This window comes from Thioalkalivibrio sp. ALgr1 (genome assembly GCF_000378285.1).
Taxonomy (GTDB): domain Bacteria; phylum Pseudomonadota; class Gammaproteobacteria; order Ectothiorhodospirales; family Ectothiorhodospiraceae; genus Thioalkalivibrio.
In genome coordinates this window covers 43,223-61,805 of the sequence record NZ_KB905134.1, presented here as the reverse complement: position 1 = coordinate 61,805, position 18,583 = coordinate 43,223, and the positions used below count along the sequence as shown (strand labels likewise).

The 18,583-nt window shown below is 64.8% G+C and carries 14 protein-coding genes; 9 read left to right on the top strand and 5 right to left on the bottom strand.

The annotated features are described in order from the left end of the window. Positions 1-30: 30 nt before the first annotated feature. Positions 31-2,088, bottom strand: a complete 2,058-nt coding sequence (locus F466_RS0107985) for a sodium-translocating pyrophosphatase (protein ID WP_018137791.1) — start codon at positions 2,086-2,088, stop codon at positions 31-33. A gap of 452 nt (positions 2,089-2,540) precedes the next feature. Between F466_RS0107985 and F466_RS0107980 the strand changes: the two genes are divergently transcribed. Further along, positions 2,541-3,077, top strand: coding sequence for an HIT family protein (locus F466_RS0107980; RefSeq protein ID WP_018993820.1), 537 nt, complete (start codon positions 2,541-2,543; stop codon positions 3,075-3,077). 53 nt (positions 3,078-3,130) lie between these two features. On the opposite strand, the gene F466_RS0107975 is transcribed toward F466_RS0107980, so the two are convergent. Then, positions 3,131-3,901, bottom strand: coding sequence for a hypothetical protein (locus tag F466_RS0107975; RefSeq protein ID WP_018993819.1), 771 nt, complete (start codon positions 3,899-3,901; stop codon positions 3,131-3,133). 193 nt (positions 3,902-4,094) lie between these two features. On the opposite strand from F466_RS0107975, the gene F466_RS0107970 reads away from it, so the two are divergent. After that, positions 4,095-5,378: a hypothetical protein gene (locus F466_RS0107970; RefSeq protein ID WP_038082649.1), complete on the top strand. Its 1,284-nt coding sequence runs from the start codon at positions 4,095-4,097 to the stop codon at positions 5,376-5,378. A gap of 49 nt (positions 5,379-5,427) precedes the next feature. On the opposite strand, the gene F466_RS0107965 is transcribed toward F466_RS0107970, so the two are convergent. Further along, positions 5,428-5,847 (bottom strand): CBS domain-containing protein, encoded by a 420-nt coding sequence (locus tag F466_RS0107965; protein WP_018137795.1) that lies wholly within the window; start codon positions 5,845-5,847, stop codon positions 5,428-5,430. Between the two features lie 297 nt (positions 5,848-6,144). On the opposite strand from F466_RS0107965, the gene F466_RS0107960 reads away from it, so the two are divergent. The 4 genes from F466_RS0107960 to F466_RS0107945 all read left to right on the top strand — a co-directional run bounded on the left by F466_RS0107960 (position 6,145) and on the right by F466_RS0107945 (position 11,542). Continuing rightward, positions 6,145-7,848 carry an HAD family hydrolase gene (locus tag F466_RS0107960; protein WP_018993817.1) on the top strand — a complete coding sequence of 568 codons (1,704 nt, stop codon included), beginning with the start codon at positions 6,145-6,147 and terminating at the stop codon, positions 7,846-7,848. A gap of 234 nt (positions 7,849-8,082) precedes the next feature. Continuing rightward, positions 8,083-8,865: a hypothetical protein gene (locus tag F466_RS0107955; RefSeq protein WP_018993816.1), complete on the top strand. Its 783-nt coding sequence runs from the start codon at positions 8,083-8,085 to the stop codon at positions 8,863-8,865. A gap of 342 nt (positions 8,866-9,207) precedes the next feature. Next, complete coding sequence (locus tag F466_RS0107950; protein ID WP_018174176.1) at positions 9,208-10,446, top strand: MFS transporter; 1,239 nt, start codon at positions 9,208-9,210, stop codon at positions 10,444-10,446. A 157-nt stretch (positions 10,447-10,603) separates the two neighbouring features. Continuing rightward, on the top strand, positions 10,604-11,542 hold the full coding sequence (locus F466_RS0107945) for a hypothetical protein (protein WP_018174175.1): 939 nt from the start codon (positions 10,604-10,606) through the stop codon (positions 11,540-11,542). Positions 11,543-11,595: 53 nt separating this feature from the next. Here F466_RS0107945 and F466_RS0107940 read toward each other — a convergent pair whose 3' ends face one another. Beyond that, the gene (locus tag F466_RS0107940) at positions 11,596-12,720 is read right to left on the bottom strand and encodes a site-2 protease family protein (RefSeq protein WP_018174174.1); all 1,125 of its coding nucleotides are present in this window, start codon (positions 12,718-12,720) and stop codon (positions 11,596-11,598) included. Positions 12,721-12,895: 175 nt separating this feature from the next. After that, complete coding sequence (locus tag F466_RS0107935) at positions 12,896-14,434, bottom strand: AAA family ATPase (protein WP_018174173.1); 1,539 nt, start codon at positions 14,432-14,434, stop codon at positions 12,896-12,898. Positions 14,435-14,634: 200 nt separating this feature from the next. Between F466_RS0107935 and F466_RS0107930 the strand changes: the two genes are divergently transcribed. From F466_RS0107930 to F466_RS0107920, 3 genes are all read left to right on the top strand, one after another. After that, the gene (locus tag F466_RS0107930) at positions 14,635-15,645 is read left to right on the top strand and encodes a TIGR00341 family protein (protein ID WP_018137802.1); all 1,011 of its coding nucleotides are present in this window, start codon (positions 14,635-14,637) and stop codon (positions 15,643-15,645) included. Positions 15,646-15,881: 236 nt separating this feature from the next. Next, positions 15,882-17,333: a diguanylate cyclase gene (locus F466_RS0107925; RefSeq protein ID WP_018993815.1), complete on the top strand. Its 1,452-nt coding sequence runs from the start codon at positions 15,882-15,884 to the stop codon at positions 17,331-17,333. 578 nt (positions 17,334-17,911) lie between these two features. Beyond that, positions 17,912-18,118: a cold-shock protein gene (locus F466_RS0107920; protein WP_018649446.1), complete on the top strand. Its 207-nt coding sequence runs from the start codon at positions 17,912-17,914 to the stop codon at positions 18,116-18,118. The last annotated feature ends 465 nt before the right edge of the window (positions 18,119-18,583 follow it).

Genomic DNA, 18,583 nt, shown 5'->3' with positions numbered 1-18,583 from the left:
CATCTCGGTTCTCCTTGCGTTTCGCGGGCCCTACAGGACGGGCACCAGCAGCAGCGCCATGATGTTGATGACCTTGATCAGCGGATTGATCGCAGGGCCCGAGGTGTCCTTGTACGGGTCGCCCACCGTGTCGCCGGTGACCGCCGCGTGGTGGGCCTCGGAGCCCTTTCCACCATGGTGTCCATCTTCAATGTACTTCTTCGCGTTATCCCACGCCCCGCCACCGGCGGTCTGGGAGATCGCCACAAACAGGCCGGTCACGATCGTTCCGATCAGCAGCCCGCCCAGGGCCTCGGTACCGAGGAACACACCCACCAGTACCGGTACCAGCACCGGCAGCAGCGAGGGCAGGATCATCTCGCGGATCGCCGCGCCGGTGAGCATGTCCACGGCACGGGTGTAATCCGGCTTGGTGGTGCCCTCCATGATCCCGCTGATCTCGCGGAACTGGCGCCGCACCTCGTTCACGATGCCCGAGGCCGCCCGGCCCACGGACTCCATGGTCATCGCCGCGAACAGGAACGGGACCAGCCCCCCGATAAACAGGCCCACGATGACATTCGGATTGCTGAGCTCGAAGTTGTGTACACCGCCCGTGTGGCGCACCAGCTCGTGGGTGTAGTCGGCGAACAGCACCAGGGCCGCAAGCCCGGCCGAGCCGATCGCATAACCCTTGGTAACCGCCTTGGTCGTGTTGCCCACCGCGTCCAGCGCATCGGTGGTCTCGCGCACCTCGGAGGGCAGATCGGCCATCTCCGCGATGCCGCCCGCGTTGTCCGTAATCGGCCCGTAGGCGTCCATCGCCACGATGATCCCGGTCATCGACAGCATCGTGGTCGCGGCGATGGCGATGCCGTACAGGCCGCCAAAGGCATAGGCCACCAGGATCGCCGCGCAGACCGCCAGCACCGGCGCGGTGGTCGCCTTCATCGACAACGCCAAACCGGCGATGATGTTGGTCGCGTGGCCGGTGGTCGAGGCCTCGGCCAGATGGCGGACCGGGCGGAACACCGTGGAGGTGTAATAGTCGGTAGCGACCATGATCACCCCGGTCAGCACCAGGCCCACCAGCGCCGCGCCATACAGTCTCATCGCCGCGCCACTCTCGATGCCCATGCTGGTGGCCAGCGCGTTGTCCGGCACCAGCACCAGCGTAATCGGCAGGAAGGCCACCGCGGCGAGCCCGCCGGAGACCATCAGGCCCTTGTAGAGTCCCTTGATGATCTCGGAACCCTGCCGCGCCTTCACCGCGAAGGTACCGATGATCGAGGCCAGGATCGCCCCGCCGCCCAGCACCAGCGGATACACCGAGGCCATCAGGCCCAGCTCGGGGATCAGGAGGGTCCCCAGTATCATCGTCGCGATGATGGTGACCGCGTAGGTCTCGAACAGATCCGCGGCCATCCCGGCGCAGTCCCCGACGTTGTCGCCCACGTTGTCGGCGATCACGGCCGGGTTGCGGGGATCATCCTCGGGGATGCCCGCCTCGACCTTGCCCACCAGGTCCGCGCCGACATCCGCGCCCTTGGTGAAGATGCCACCGCCCACACGCGCGAAAATCGAGATGAGCGAGCCGCCCAGTGCCAGCCCTACCAGCGGCGAAAGGCCGACCTCGCCACCCTCCGGTGCAAGCCACCAGAGCACGGCAAAATAGCCTGCCACCCCCAGCAGCCCGAGCCCGACCACCAGCAGGCCGGTCACCGCGCCCCCGCGGAAGGCCACGTCCATCGCCGCTTCCAGCCCCGACTTCGCGGCCGCCGCAGTTCGCACGTTGGCCCGTACCGCCACATGCATGCCAATAAAGCCCGCCGCACCCGAAAGCACTGCACCGATCAGGAACCCGATCGCGGAGCCCACGCCGATCACCAGCCACAACCCGATGAACAGAACCACCCCGACCACTGCAATGGTCGTGTACTGCCGCTTCATGTAGGCCGATGCGCCTTCCTGCACGGCACGGGCAATGCGCTGCATCTCCTGGCTCCCCTCCGACTTCGAGAGCACCCAGCGGATGGAAAACAGACCATAGGCCAGCGCAGCAACGCCGCACAGCAGCGCAAATACGAGGCCGAAAAATGGCATGGACATGGACTCCCCCTTCGATACGTCGTGACACAAAACATCCGGGGCGTCGGGCACCCGCGGCGGCCGACAAGCAGGCTGTCGACGCGACACGGCCGCCCGGCGCGAATCCGGGCATCCGGTTTGTGCTGCCGTCGCGCATCCGCGCGACCGTCGAGGCGCGCGGCCACCGCTGGCGCGGGGCGTACAGCCTCGACAAACGTATCGGGGGATGGTGGGTCTGGCCGCAGGACGGCTCGAAGGAAGGACCGCAAAAACCCCTTACAATGCTAGGGAACTTACGTGGTGACTTGCAGGTCGTCAAGCACGATGGGTGCAAACCGCGTGTGTTCGGCACCTTACAGACCATGGACCGGGGCATACCGTGAGGTGAACTTCATCGGCCGCAGGCGAACGAATAGGTGAAAATCCCGTAAGATCGTTGACTTACAAAACAAACCGATCAATCAGGCGTTTCGATGACCAGTGCCACACCCATCAAGGATTGTTACTTCTGCCGCGTCGCGGCCGGACTGGCCGATCCCCTCATCTACGAGAACCGCTCGTTCGTCGCCCTGTTCGACACCAACCCGGTCAACCCGGGGCACGCCCTCGTCATCCCGCGGCGGCATGTGGTTTCCCTTTTCGAACTCAATGAGACCGAACAGTCGGACTACTTCGACGCCATCCTTGGCGTACGCCAGGTGATCGAGTCAACCGACCTGGCCAGCCTGTACCGCAGCATGCTGGTCCGCGAGGACCTGAGCGAGCGCCCCAAGGACCATATCGAAGGCGTGCTGGAACTCCCTTTTCTGGGCAATCCACCCGATGCCTACACCGTCGGCAACAACGACGGCCGCATGGCCGGGCGGAGCATCGATCACCTGCACGTAATCCTGCTGCCCCGCTACGAGGGCGACGTGGAAGACCCCCGTGGCGGCATCCGCAACGTGATCCCGGATCGAGCGAACTACCACCGACACGCCCACCCGGGCGTTCGCGCCGACCGCGCCTGACCCAGCCACTCGATCCGCCCGTACCATGCGACAGGGGCCCGCACCCCTGATGGTCAGTCCGGCATAACCGACTTACCGGCTGGATCAAACACCCACCTCTCCTCGCCCAGGCGAAATACCAGCTTCCCGTCGGCCCACTCGACCACCTCGTAGTCTCGATGCTCTGGCTCGCGGCCCTCATGCTCGGGGGCACGCACCGGGATCGTGTTCGCTTCCACCGAGTCACCCAGCGATTCGCGATCCACGACCGTCAGCGTGCGGTCCCCGGCAGGCCCTTCCTGCGCGAACACCACATGGCGCCCATCGTCGCTCCAGGGGCCGATCGTGACGCGGCCCCCGTACTGAAACGCCGCGGGGCTCGCCTCGCCGCTGTCCACTCTTACCAACCAGCCGCCGCTGTGAGCGGCACCGCTGGTAACCACCGCCACCCAGGCATTGTCCGGGGATGCGTGGGCCTCCCGAAACCGATTCGTTGCTCCGAAGGCGTTCTGCTCGTCCACCTGGATATCGCCGGGCAGATCTTCAATGCCAAGGAGCGTGGCGCCCTCCACCGTCCGAACAGACTCCTCACCAATGTCCAGCGGCGCGAGCACCGACGCCTCATCGGCCTCTGACGGTTGATCCTCCTCCCCCGACGGCATGCAACCACTGGTAACGATCAGCGTGACGACGACGCCCGCCGCGAGCCAGGGCGCGATGCGTCGAACAGAGCGCCTATGTCCGAGCCGCAATGACCCCGCACCCGATCGCTCCGCCAGCGCATCCTCTCGTTCTCGAATGTTCACCGGACCTCGCATCACTCCACCATCGACGCACACCTGCATCCGGGTCAAACCGCCCATTCCGGCTAATGCCCAAGCCCGGAGCACGTTGTCACGTGTACCCCAGACAGGCCCGCCCGCCTTGTTTACAGGTGCGGAATGTGCCGGCAGCGGCTATCTTGTTATCGCGGGACAGGGCAGTCCCGCTGTCGGGCCGGCTGTGACGAGCCCGAACAAGCAACCGCAGGGGGAGAACATGCCAGGGAAATGGATCGTGGGCGGCCTTGCCGTGGTCGCCGCGGGTATCGGCTACTACCACTACGAAATCCGCCAGGTCGAACAGAAGCTCGACGATATGGCGCAGATGCTGGAGCCGCTCGGCACACTGCACTACGCCGGGGTGACTGTCGGCCTGGGCGGCGATCTGCACGTCAACCGGCTCCTGTTCGAGCCGCGCAATACGGCGATCGGCCGCATGCGGGCCGAACGCATCACCCTGGAAACCGGCAACCTGTGGCAGCTCCTCCGGCTGCGCCACACCCTGGATGCCCGCCGTCTGCCCCGGCAACTGGGCTTTGCGGTCAACGGCCTGACCCTACCGCCCGGCCTCGCCACCGGCGCGCAAGACGGCATCCCGGCCCTGTGGCTGGACACCGCCGGCTGCGGCGCCTACCAGGCGGCCCCTGCGGACGACCTGCTGGCTGCCCTCGGCTATCGCGACATCCCGCTGGACATGAGCATCCGCTACCATCTCGCGGGGGACCAGGACCGCCTGACCGTGCACAGCACCTTTGGCATGGGTCCCCTGGGTCTGGGCACATCCACCGCGCATTTCAACATCCAGGCCGCCTCGAATCGGGCCCGTGACCTCGCGCCCGCCCTGATGGCCACCTCATTGCAATCCATGACCGTGGATTACGAGGACCGCGGGTACTATCCCGCCCTGATGGAGCTCTGTGCGGCCGAGATGGACATGGAGCACCGGGACTACCTCAAGCACCACCAGGCGGCCTGGGTCGAAGCCTGGGAACCCCTCGGCCTGCAGCCGGGGCCGCTGATGATCGAGGCCTATGGCCACTTCATCCAGGAGCCTCGAGGTTACTCCGTGCGCATCGGTCCGATCGACAACCCCGCCCTGCTCTGGGCCGGCCTCGACTCCCCGACGCAGTGGCTACGGCAGGTCGAATCCAGCCTGAGCGTGGCCGGCCGGCCCTTTGGGCGCGTCGACCTGCGCCAAGTCACGCCACGCCCCGGGAGGCTCGCCGCGACACCGAACGCAGGATGGAACGCCACGCCAGCCCTGCCATCCGATTCTGCCCGCCACCCGCATTCGGCGCGGGACCCGGTGATCGCGTTGAACGCACTGGGCGACCACATCGGCCGCAACCTGCAGATCACCCTCGCGGACGGTCGCGCCCGCAACGGCGAGCTGCTCGAGATCGATGAGGGGCATATCCGCGTACGCCGCCGCATCGGCAGCGGCTACATGGTGATGCCGATCGCCCTGACCGACATTAGCGAGGTACGGCGCCTTCGTTGATGCTTTCCCCGCGGCAACACGCGGACCGCACCGGAGCAAGACCTCGACGTTACGAGGTGGACGCATCCCCTTCGCGGATGACCTCGATCAACGCATTCAGGGCGTCGCTCGCCGTAAAGATACCCAAAAGGCTCCCGTCTTCTTCATTGACGATAACGCTGCCGATCTTCTTCTCGGACATGGCATAAGCCACCTCGTCCAGGGGCGTGGCTGCCGACACCGTCAAGGGGTCGGCTGACATGATATCGGACACGCTAACCTGGCCGATGTCCTCTATCGGCAAGCCCATCACGATGCGCACATCCCGGTCGCTGACCAGCCCGACCACCGACCCACCGCGGACCACCGGAAGATGGCGGACCCCATGCTGTTCCATCAATGCCCGAAGATCAGCGATCGTCATGTCTTCGTTCGCGGTGATCGGGTCGGGGGTCGTGAACTCTTCCACCGGCACACTCTTCGACACCATGGCTCCATCTCCTGTCCTCGTCGCAAGCCAGCAGCTCCGGCTCGCCTCCATCTCTGAATCTAGCAAATCTCCGCAAGCGGTCAGGCCATGAGGTTTTGCTGCGGCTACAGGTCCGATCCCGTTATCTGTTCGCCGTTGCTCATGGATGTCATCTTCTTCGCTCTTCATCGGTTTCCAATCGACTGCCATTTCTCATGCGATCCGGAAGACCGAACTCGGCTATAACTCATTGAACGGCCTCAGAACAGGGCTGCAAACCCATTAACCGCACCGGTGCAACAGGAAGGTGGCAGGCACATGCGTTATCTCGCCCTGGCGGCAGACTATGACGGAACCCTCGCCTCGGATGACCGGGTTTCGGAGGACACCGTTCGTGCCGTCGAACGGCTCAGAAAATCGGGACGACGGGCGATCCTGGTCACCGGGCGGCGGGTGGATGACCTGTTGTCAGTCTGTCCTTGTGCGCGCCTCTTCGACCTGGTCGTGGCGGAAAACGGCGCCATTGTCTACAACCCTGCGACCCGGGAGGAAGCGCGTTATGCCAACCCCCCGCCGAAGCTGTTGCTCAAGGGTCTCCGAGAGCGCGGCGTGGAGCCCCTGGAGATTGGGCAAGTGGTCGTCGGGACTCAGGCAGCACAACGAGCGGCCGTGCAGGACGTGATCTGGGAACTCGGACTGGAAGCACAGGTGATCGCCAACCGTGGCGCCCTGATGGTCCTGCCGGCCGGCGTCAATAAGGCCAAGGGACTGGAGCGTGCGCTGCGCAAGCTGGGGCTTTCGCGTCATGAGGTGGTGGGAATCGGCGACGCCGAGAATGACCACTCGTTTCTGGACTTGTGCGAATGCTCCGTGGCAGTCGCCAACGCAGTGCCGTCCCTGAAGGCGTCCGCCAGCCTGGAGACCGCTGGCGAGAACGGGAACGGCGTCATCGAACTGATCGACGACTTGATCGCAAACGATCTGCGCCGGCTGGACAGCCGGCTCGAACAGCACCTGATCCCGCTCGGCACAGCGGCAGACGGGAGGCTGATCAACCTGTCGCCATTCGGGCACAACATGCTGGTTGCCGGGCCCTCGGGCAGTGGCAAGTCCACGTTCGCCGCGGGCATCATCGAGCGGTTAATCGAGAAAGACTTCCAGGTCTGCATCGTCGACCCGGAAGGCGACTACGGAACGCTGGCCGACGTGGTGGCACTCGGCAACCAATGGCGTGCTCCAGCCGTCACGGAGATCCTCTCGATCCTCGAGGATCCGAAGATCAACCTGAGCATAAACCTCCTTGGCATCCCGCTTGGGGACCGGCCCCAGTTTTTTGCGCAACTCATCCCCAACCTACAGGCCATGCGCGCACGCACTGGTCGGCCACACTGGCTGGTGCTCGACGAGGCCCACCACATGCTCCCCGATACATGGGGGCATACCGGATCCGCGTTGCCGAAACGGATCGGCGAGAGTGCCCTGGTAACTGTGCATCCAGAGCATGTCGCATCGGAGATCCTGGCGCCGGTCGACATTGTCATCGCCATTGGATCTTCACCCGAGGAGACACTGGCCAAGTTCGGGCGGGCCACGGGCAGAACGGTCCCGTGGCCCGACAGCCTGACACGAGAGCCGGAGCAGGTGATCGCCTGGTTTATCGATGAATCCCCGTTCGCCATGCGCCCCATGCCCGGGCGCGCAGAGCGCGTGCGCCATCATCGCAAGTATGCCGAGGGCGACCTGCGGTGGCACAGCTTCTATTTCCGAGGGCCCGACAGCCGCCACAACCTGAAGGCACAGAACATGGCCATCTTTTGCCAGATCGCCCAGGGCATCGACGAACAGACTTGGCTATTTCACCTGCGCCGCGGCGACTATTCGCGCTGGTTTCGGCACGCGGTCAGAGACGAGTTCCTGGCGGATGAGGCACAGCGCGTCGAGCAGCGCACCGACCTGGCACCGGCACAGACGCGCCAGATGATCACCGAACTGGCGCAAGCCCGCTACACCCTGCCGCCATGAGCCGGCGGGACGGCCGGCGCAAGCGCACCACCAGTCGCGTCAGGCTCGAGCACGTCAGGTTTCTTTCCAGACAGGCGCTCGGGATCCGGGAATGCTGCGCTCGCAATCGTATAACTGACTGTTTGTTCTTGCTTCCCCTTGGTTGGCATGGGCTTCGCTTGGGCCGTGTCGTCGGGCGTTGGTGGCGGATTGGAGCCGCTCAAGGCCTGGCCAGCCAATCCAGGGAACCTATTGATGAAACGCGCCCACAATCACAGCCGCTTCCTCTTCTTCCTTGTCGGCATTGCGCTCGCCGCCTCCGGCTGTGGCCAGCCAGACGAAGCCGATGCAGCCAATGCGGCGGATCCGGAGGATGCAGAGGAAACCCGCAGCCTCGGCCCGCCCAACCCCTATCTGAAGAACCTGCCCGAACTCGAGCAGGCGCGCTTCGATGAATCCGCGCAGTTACAGCAGGAACTGCGACAGATGCAGGCCACAGACTGGGAGCAGGCCGAAGCGTTCCGCAGTCACGTCGCCGAAAGAGAACGGCACTGGGACGAGAAGATCTCCGCGTACGTTCACACGAACCTGGTGGGACAAACCATCCCATTGACGCCGATCGACGCCAGGCCATACACCGTTGACGAGCTCAGGACCGAAGGAAGAAGGCCCATGCCGTTCAATCACCTGATCCTGACCGGAACAGCCACGCTGACGCAGGACCTGACCGAACCGGACAGCGACGAACCTGCCCCGCCAGCCTTCACCCTGAGGGGGCCGCCGATCATCGGTGCGGGGGATTTCCTGGATCACCGAGGCCAGACGCTTACCCTGTTCGTCCAGGCAGCGGACCTGGATGGCAACAAGATCCCCGCGATCAAGGCACGACTGACATCGACCGGGACTGCACAACGCGAAGAACTCGTCGCAGGCAAGACGTTCGAACTGCAGCTGAGTGTCGACCGGAGCGACGTCGCCCGACTGCGCAGCTTCGGCCAGTTTGTGGAAATCACGCGAGAAGAATTCGACGCCAGGTGAACGCGCGCCGACATGCTCGTTGCGGGTCGCACCAATACACGGGCGCCCTCTTCCTACGCCGGATCACTGGGCGGCAACACGGGCTGTTGGGCTGACCAGAGCCCCGCACTCGACGGGATGGGTGCCCGATCCACATACACCGGCTGTGCCGGGGAGCCTGTACCGGCTCTTCCTGTGCCAGCAGAGCAACTGGTATAGCCCGACGCCGCCTCTCGCAGCCCCGCCAAGCCCTGCCACTCCGGCAAGCCCACCGCCTGAACGGTATCCACCCGATTTGACTATTGCGCTGTCCCGCGCCAACCCTTGCCGGAGTCCTTCCGGAAACCTTGGCAGGCGGCCCCCATGACCGAGACCTCGGACATACGCAGAAAGGGCTTCATCGCCCACATGGCGACCGTCTTCATCAATGCCCTCAACGACAACTTCTTCCGGCTGGTGGTCATTTTCATCGCCATCCGCCAATTCGTCGCCGAGGGGGAAGGCACCTTCTACTACAGCCTGGTCGGCTTCGTTTTCCTGCTGCCATTCGTGCTGTTCTCGCCCTGGGCAGGCTATATCTCGGACCGCTACAGCAAGAAAGCGGTGATCGTCACCACGCGTCTGGCCGAGGTCGCGGTACTAATGGCCGCCGCGCTGATGCTGATCACCGAAAACTTCACCGGCTTGTTGGTGACGACCTTCCTGATGGGCCTGCAGAGCACGTTCTTCAGCCCGTCCAAATTCGGCATCCTGCCGGAGATCGTGCGCTACCAGCAGCTCTCGCGCGCCAACGGGCATATCCAGCTGTGGACGTTCCTGGCCATCATCCTCGGGACAGCTCTGGCCGGCTTCGTGATGGAGTTCGCCCGCGAGGACCTGTGGATACCGGCTGCACTTGTCGTGGCACTGTCCATCACTGGCCTGGTGACAAGCCTCTTCATCACCCCGACCGTGGCCACCGACAACCCCGCGCCGTTCCGACTCAACCCGTTTGCGACGATCGTACAGTCCATCAACGAGATTCGGCCGCATCGAGTCCTGTTCCTGGTGATTCTCGGCATCGCGTGGTTCTGGGCGCTGGGCACGCTGTACCAGCTGAACGTTCCCCTGTTCGCAGAAATCCACCTGGAGCTCGGCGAGCTTGCAACCGGCATCATCCTGACCACGCTGGCGCTGGGCATCGGTGCCGGCAGCATCCTCGCCGGCTATCTCTCGCGTGGGACCATCGCCATGCACCATGCCCCGGCCGGAATGATCGCCGCAGCCCTGCTCAGCGCACTGCTGTACTTCGCCGCCGACAGTTACCACGCAACCCTGGTGCTCATGGCCCTGCTGGGTGTCGCCTCCGGCTTTTTCATCGTGCCGATCACGGCCTACCTGCAGGGCCACAGCCCCGCCGAGCGACGCGGCCGCTTCATCGCCGCCAGCAATTTCCTCGCGTTCGCCGCGATGCTGGTGGCCCCGGTACTGTTCTGGCTGCTCACCGGCCCGGCAGGCATTACACCGGCACTGGTCTTCGTGACCGGCGGGCTGGCTTCGCTACTCGTCGGCCTGACGGCCTGGCGGCTGTATCGCCGGCACCAAGCAGAAGCGAATGCCTGACACCGCCAGACATCGGCATCGAACTTCGAACATCTGGCCCTGCCGGTTCTTCCAGTCAGCGTGACCCGACCTCATTCGTGCTTACCGCGTCGCACAGCAGGTGCTGGCACTTTCCGCCGGCCTTGACCAATCTCACCGTATGGACACGGAACAACCCTTGCGCCTCCACCTGCCGCCGGAACGGTCGCCCCCGCGGCGTAGCGGCCTGATTTCGGCCGTGCTGGCCCTGGCGGTACTCGGCAGCGCGTGGGTCCCGGCGTCTGCCCTCGAGTACGGACCACTGCCGGAGCGAATCGAGGACGCAACCGCGGGCATCGAGCGCACGCCTCTGGATGCCGAACCGATACGGCTGGACTCCGATCAGCAAAACGACACCGTCATGGTCCGGGTGGATGCCATCCTCGACCATCCCTTCCATCAGGTGTCCCAGGAGTTCCGGTCCGCGGCCGTATGGTGCGAATCCCTCTTCCTGCATATCAATGTGAAGGCCTGCGTCCACCACGGGGACGGCGAGCGGTCCGGCATCGAACTCTACATCAGCAGAAAGCGCTTCCAGCGCCCGGAAAACGCCTATCGGGTGGACCTGGACTTCCGGGTGCAGATCGCCGAGGAGGACTATCTGGCCGTGAAACTCGCAGGGGACCGGGGGCCCTACGGCACCCGCGACTACCGCATGACCCTGGAGGCCGTACCTCTGGATGCCGAGCGGACCCTAATCCACGTTCGGCATGCCGTTGATTACGGAGCCCTGGCCCGGGGCTTCCTGAACCTCTATCTCCGCTTCGGCGGCGGGGATCGGGCCGGCTTCACCGTGGTGGGGGAGGATGATGCCGGAAGGCCGATCTACGTCGACGGTCTGCAAGGTGTCATCGAGCGCAACGTGATGCGCTTCTACCTGGCATTCCAGGCCTATCTGGAGAGCCTTGAGGTCGCGGAAGAGGATCGTCTGGCGTTCCGCATGGCGCGCTGGTTCGAACTTACCGAGCGCTATCCCGAACAGCTGCGGGAGCTGGACCAGGACACCTACCTCCGGCAGAAGGAGATGGAATGGCGCGAACAGGAGAGGCTGCAGACACAGCGCGACCACCGCAATTGATCCTCCATCCGCCTCCTCGGGCTCCCTGAGGACAACCTATTGAGAGATCACACCTAACGCTGGAGCTCCATGTGGATCTCGATCGTGCGCAGGAGCTGCTGGCGATCGATCCAGCCGATGGCTCGACCGGATTCATCCATCACCGGGATCTGATTGAGGTTGTGTTCGCTCATGACCTGCAGGATCTCCTCCGCCTTCGTGTCGGGCGCGACACGGCTCAGCGCATCCACGGGGGTCATGATCGCGGCGATCCGGGTGGTCGGCCACCGCTCCCGCGGCACCTTGCGGCTGTCGCTGAGGGTCACCAGTCCCTGAACCCGCTCCGCATCGCCCACCAGAAAGGAGCGGCGCCCACCCGGCAGAACAAAACGGTCAATCCACTCCTCGACCGATACATCCTGGCCGACAAATGGCGGATCCGGGTTTGCCAGATCCCGCGCACGGACATCCACCAGCCGCTCGCGCATGTCATACATCCGCCCCTGCATCTCGGCCATGTTCAGCAGGAACCAGGCGATCAGCATCACCCACAGGCCCCCGATCAGGTTGCCCAGCACCACGACGTTCCAGAAGGCGAAGCCGAACAGGAGGTAGGCCACCATCCGCCCACCCCGTACTGCGGCCTCGATGGCCCTGCGCGGGTCGCCCGTCAACTTCCAGATCACTGCCCGGAACACCCGCCCGCCATCCAGCGGAAAACCCGGGATCAGATTGAAGATGGCCACGATCATGTTGATCAGCGCGAGCCAGCCCAGCGCCACCGGTACCGGCTCGAACCAATCCGCGGTGAGCAACGCGAGCCACCAGAAGAGCAATGCCAGGGCCGCACTCACCGCCGGCCCGGCAATCGCTATCCAGAACTCGTCCTCTGCCCGCTCGGGGTCTCGCCCCATCTGGGCCAGTCCCCCGAAGATGAACAGGGTGATGGACTCCACCGGCACACCACGCCGCAGCGCTACCATGCTGTGGCCCAGTTCATGGGCGAGGATGGAAGAAAAGAACAGCAGGGCCGTCACCGCCGCGGTGCCAACCGCCATCGCCAGGCACCATTCCGGATACTGGTGATAGAAACCGGTGCTCATGCTCGCCAGCAGCAGGATCAGGATGAAGATCCAGCTGATGTGGATCTGAATACGGATGCCACTGACATGGCCCAGGACTAGGACGGTCTTGAACATTCTTCGGCTCCTTGCATCACAGTACCGCTACCGGCCAGCGTGACCGGTGCCGCCTCACTCGACCGGGCTTCTGACGTGCCGGCCGGCCCTGTGAAACGCCCGTCCGCCTCGATTCCCGGCCCCACCGCGGACCCCGCGCGGTCTACCCCATCCATCCTCTGTGACCGCTACTGACTCAATGCTCCTGCCGTGGCGCCTTCGGCGCACTGGAGGCTGCGCTCCCCGCCTCCGTCCTGGAGGCATTGATCGCACGCTGGAACACCCAGCTCTTGATCTCGCGGATCTGCTCCACCATCGTCCGCGACAGCGGCACGGTGTTGATCACGTTGCGGATCACGTCGCGCTGGTTGAACACCCGCCCCTCCTGATAGGCATCGATGCGCGCCGACTTCACCGCCTGCTCGATCTCCGCCCCGCTCCAGTCCTCGGTGCTGGCGGCCATGTAGTTCAGATTGAACTCCTCGATATTGCCGCCGTAGCGCTCAACATGAATCCGCAGGATCTCCTTGCGCTCTTCCGCCTGCGGCAGGTCCAGGAAAAACAGCTGGTCGAACCGGCCCTTGCGCATCAGCTCGGCCGGGAGCTGATGGATGCGGTTCGCGGTCGCCGCCACGAACACGCGGGGCGACTTCTCCTGCAGCCAGGTTAGAAAGCTCGAAAAAATGTTCACGTTACCGGCGCTGCCCGGTGCCTGGCTGTCGAAGCCAAAGGCGTTCTCCAGCTCGTCCACCCACAGCACCATCGGCGCGATCTCCTCTGCAATCCGCGTCGCCCGGGCAAAGGCATACTCCGGCGTGCCAAAGCTGCCGGACAGCACCAGGCTCATGTCCAGGCGCACCAGCGGCAGGCCCCAGGCGGTCGCGATCGCCTTCGCCGCCATGCTCTTGCCGCAGCCGCTGACCCCCATGAACAGCACGCCGGCCGGGAGTGGCACGTTGTCGCGCCAGGCCTTCTCGGTAAAGAGGTCCGCGCGCGTGCGCACCCACTCCTTCAGGTTCTCCAGCCCGCCGATGTCGTCCAGCGAGCGCTGCGGCGGGTAGAACTGCAGGCAGCTCTCCTTGCGCAGGATCTGGCCCTTTTCCTCCTGGATTTCGGCCAGCATCTCGGCCTCGCCCATCGGCTTGCCGCCAAACAGCCGCGCACTCAAGTGCCCGACCTCGTTCAGCGACAGCCCGCGCATCCCGGCCGCCACGCGAAACAACTGCTCGCGCGGGACCCCGGACGCGCCGCTCGCGGCCTCCAGCTGCTCCAGCACCTCCTCCTCCGACGGCAGGTCAACCTCGATCAGGAAGACCTCCTTCTTCAGGATCTCCGGCAGCTTCAGCAGCGGACAGCTGAGAAACACCACGTCGCGGCTGTTCTTCAACCGGTAGTACAGGTCGCGCACCCCGCGGACCAGCGCCGGGTTGCCCTCGAACCCGGTGGGCAGATCCTTCAGCAGCACCATGCGCGGGCCTTCGGTGCGCCCCTTCGCCACACGTGCCACCGCCTCCAGCGGATCGGTCGTCAGGGCGTCGGGGGCATCGCTGTCGAACCCTGTACCCGCGGACCACACTTCCAGGTGCCCGTCCTCGCCGTAGTACGAACGCGCGACCGCCCGCAGCAGCCGCTCCATGCGGTCCTCGTCCCACCCTTGCAGGTAGAACACCGGATAGTGCGACTTGAGCCCGCGCAGGATCTTGCGCGCCGTCTGATTCTGAAGCGCCGTTGCCATTCACTCCCTCCGTTCCCAACACCGGCTCCTGCCTGCGAATGCCACAGACCCGTGACGCCCATGTTGTCGACTTCCCCGATCCGGGTCCACGCATAGTTTGAGCGATGCTGCGTACCCCGTTCGCGCATGCCCCCGGTTCTCTTGCCGCGCCCGGCAGCTCCAGCCCCCCCTGCTATGATGCCGGGAGCAAAGGGGGGCCCATGAGTAGCAAGATCATTGAAGTCGTCGGCCCGGCCGGGCATCTGGATACCGTACTGGGAATCGCCGACGGGCTGGCCATCGATGTCCTCTGGCACGGGGTGGACGAAAACCGTGACCGCATGGCCGTGCACATGCTGGTCAGCACGGATTACCGCCAGCGCCTGCTGGACGACCTCTATCGTGTGCTGGGCGCGGTCGAGACCGCGCGCATCCTGGTCCTGCCGGTGGAGGCGGTCCTGCCCGACCCGTTGCAGGACTCCACTGCCGACGATAAGGATGCTGCACGCACCGGCAAGAAGGCCCGCGCCATCTCGCGTGAAGAGCTCTATACCAACGTGGCCGGGGGCGCCGACCTCACCGGCCAGTTCGTCCTGTTGACGGTGCTGTCCACCATCGTCGCGGCCATTGGTCTGCTGGAGGACAACGTGGCCGTGGTGATTGGCGCGATGGTTATCGCTCCGCTGCTGGGTCCCAACCTGGCACTGGCGCTCGGGACCTCCATGGCCGACACGCGGCTGATCGGACGCTCCCTGCGCACGAACGTGGTGGGACTCGGCGGGGCCATCCTGATCGGGATCCTGCTCGCCACTGTCATGTCGGTGGACGTCGGCGCGCGCGAACTGCAAATGCGCACCCAAGTCGGTCTCGACTCGGTCGCTCTCGCCCTTGCGTCCGGAGCCGCCGCAGTGCTGTCGCTCACCACCGGCCTGCCCACGGTTCTGGTCGGCGTGATGGTGGCCGTCGCCCTCCTGCCGCCGGCTGCTACCGTTGGCATCATGCTCGGCTCCGGCGAGTTCTCCGCCGCCTACATGGCCTTCCTGCTACTGGCGGTCAACGTGGTGTGCGTAAACCTGTCGGCCAAGCTCGTGTTTCTCTATCAGGGCGTGCGCCCGCGCGGACGCGCTCAGCGGGAGGCCGCTGCGCAGAGCATGGCCGGCTATCTGCTGCTTTGGGCCGTCACCCTCGCCCTGCTGGTGTTCCTGATCCTGGAAGCCGACATCACACTGTAGGCCGCTCCAGCCTCATCGGCATCTGAAACACGATAACCCGCTGCATTCAAAGTCTTTATTCAGAACCAACGCCTCCAAAGGGGGAGGCATTGGTCGTCCTTTTCTGGGTGCGCCCGCCCGTTTCATGCCTGCCCTGCTACAACCTTGCTTCTGGTTTAACTCATGCTTGCCCCGACCGGACTTTCTGGCATTCTGACAACATGGAGCGTGATCACTCGCCTGGCCAGGGGGCATCGATGGCGTATGAAGATCAGGACCCGTTCAACGCGCTGATCGTCGACAACGCAGCGGTCTGGATCAATTTACTGGATGTGGACGGCCGCATCACCTTCTGGAACCGTGCGGCCGAACAGATCAGCGGCTACTCCCGCGAGGAGGTGCTGGGGCACGACCGCGTGTGGGAATGGCTATATCCCGATCCCAACTACCGCGAGGCGGTCTTTGCCCGCGCGTGCCAGATCATGGAGCGGGGCCAGGGCCTGCAAGGGTTCGAGAGCACGATCCGCACCCGCGCGGGTGAAGACCGCACCCTGGAGTGGCACTCCGAGCAGCTGTTTGCCGCGGACGGGCAATTGCTTGGAGCAAGCGCGGTCGCCGTCGACATCAGCGACCGCCGCCGGCTGGAGGCGGCCCAAGATCGGCAGTATCGCCTGCAAGGCATGATCGCCGAGATCTCCGCCGCACTGATCAACATCACGGCCGGAGACGTCGACCGGGTGATGGAAGAGAGCCTGGCCCGACTGGGAGTCTTCTTCGGCCTCGGGCGCGCCTACGTGTTTCGCTTCGACCTCCCCGCCCATCAGATGAGTCTGGTCAACGAATGGTGCGCCCGCGGCGTACAGCCCTACCGGGAGCACCTTCAGGCGATTCCTCTGCAAGAACATAACTGGGTCACCTCACAGGTCCTCGCAAGAAAGGTCGTGCACGTGCCAGACGTCGACGAACTGCCGGCGGAGGCGGCGGTGGAACAGGAGGAATTCCGCCGCGAGCAGATCCGCTCCCTGCTGCTGATCCCGCTGGTCAGCGACCAGAATGCCTTCGGCATGCTCGGGTTCGATGCCGTAGAGGCGCCGCATTGCTGGACCGACGACCAGATCACCGCGCTGCGGCTCGTCGCCGACATGATCGCCGGCACCCTGGCACGCAAGCAGGTGGAGCAGGAACTGGCCCGCCAGGCGCGCGTGGACGGGCTGACCGGCCTCGCCAACCGACGCGAGTTCGACCACCAGCTCGAGCGGGAATGCGCTGCCCGGCGCGAACGCTCCCTCTCGCTGCTGATGATCGATATCGACCACTTCAAGCCGTACAACGACGCCTTCGGCCACCAGGCCGGGGATGACTGCCTGCGGGCAGTCGCCGACGTCATCCGCTCGGTACTGAACCGCCCCGCCGATGTCGGCGCCCGCTACGGTGGCGAGGAATTCGCCTGCGTATTGGCCGACACCAACCCCGAGGGCGGGCTGCGGGTCGCCGAACGCATCCGCGAGGCGGTGTACGGGCTCGACCTGAAACAACCCGACACCGACGAAGGACGCGTGACGATCAGTATTGGCGTGTGCAGCGTACACACCCGGTGGCCCGTGGAGCCCAGGGCCCTGCTGCGCCAGGCGGATGAGGCGCTCTACCGCGCCAAACGCGCCGGCCGCAACCGGGTCGAGACACTGACGCTACCCGAGGCCTCCTGGTAGCGCGGGCACGCCCCTCGCCGGGCGGCTCGCTCAGCTCGCGAAGGTTCGCATCGGGGTCGCCCCAGGTGCCGCGCACATGATCCGAGCGCAGCCACCGCTCGATAGGCGGCAAGTCGTAACTCGTGACCGCGTGAAGCCCTACATTCATGACAACTCCCCCGCAATACTCGGCCAATTGGAGCTGTCCGGATTGTTCGGCTCCAGGGCTCCACAGGCGCCGGGACCATGACTTCAGCGGAACGCCCGTTCTCCTTGCCACGTCCTGCAACTCGGGCATCTTCTTGGCGCAATCATGGGTGCCCCCTTCGTCGCCCTTCTTCGGTTCGTAAATCATGCGACTGCGCGGGCGTTCCGGATCCAGGCGTAATCGCCCCGCTTCCCGCGCGAACTGCTATAAAACAAGCAAGGGCGACATCCCGCCCCACCCGCGCCAGCAGTCGCGCTGACTGGCAGGCCCTCGCCCTACTCTCGCGGCACAGGGACTGCCGCCAGACAGACACTGCAGCGCAGCACCGTGTCGACGGACTCGGCCGGAAACGCCTGTCCGCATCGACTCCAATCGCAAGGAGCAGGACAGAATGGCTACCGGTACAGTGAAATGGTTCAGTGACGAAAAGGGCTTCGGTTTCATCACCCCCTCGGATGGTTCCAAGGACGTATTCGTGCATCACAGCAATATCCAGGGCAGCGGCTTCAAGACCCTCGCCGAGGGACAGAAAGTCTCCTACGAGGTAGAACAAGGCCCGAAGGGCCCGAGCGCGACCAACGTGATGCCCGAAGCGTAGGCACCAGTTTCTGCAAACGCCCAGAAAACACGGCGTAAAGGGCCAGCTCCTCCGCGCGTAGAGGCAATCGGGCCTGGCCCCGAACAGGGCAGCCCGGGAGAACGCCTCAGCAGGTCATCGGTGTCCGGGTCGTGTCCTGAGCAAGCAGCGTTTCCCTGGAAACCATGCGTGGCCGTTTTTAAGGCACCAGCCCGTGCCATCGGCCGCGACCACGGCATCCTCGACTAACGGGGACAAAAATCTGGTCCGGCATCCCGCCCGGTTTCCTCCTCGTCCTGCGCGCCGTGCTAAAACTCATGGGTGCCCTCTTCCTGGGCATCGCTCCGACCCATTCAATGTCTGATAGCGGCGCCACCGGACGGCCCAAGCGACCTACAGCCACCCCTGCCCCAGGCACACGCGCAGGAGCCCAGCCGCCCTGGACGATGCGGCGCCGGACACACCACTCAGCGAGCCAAGTCATGG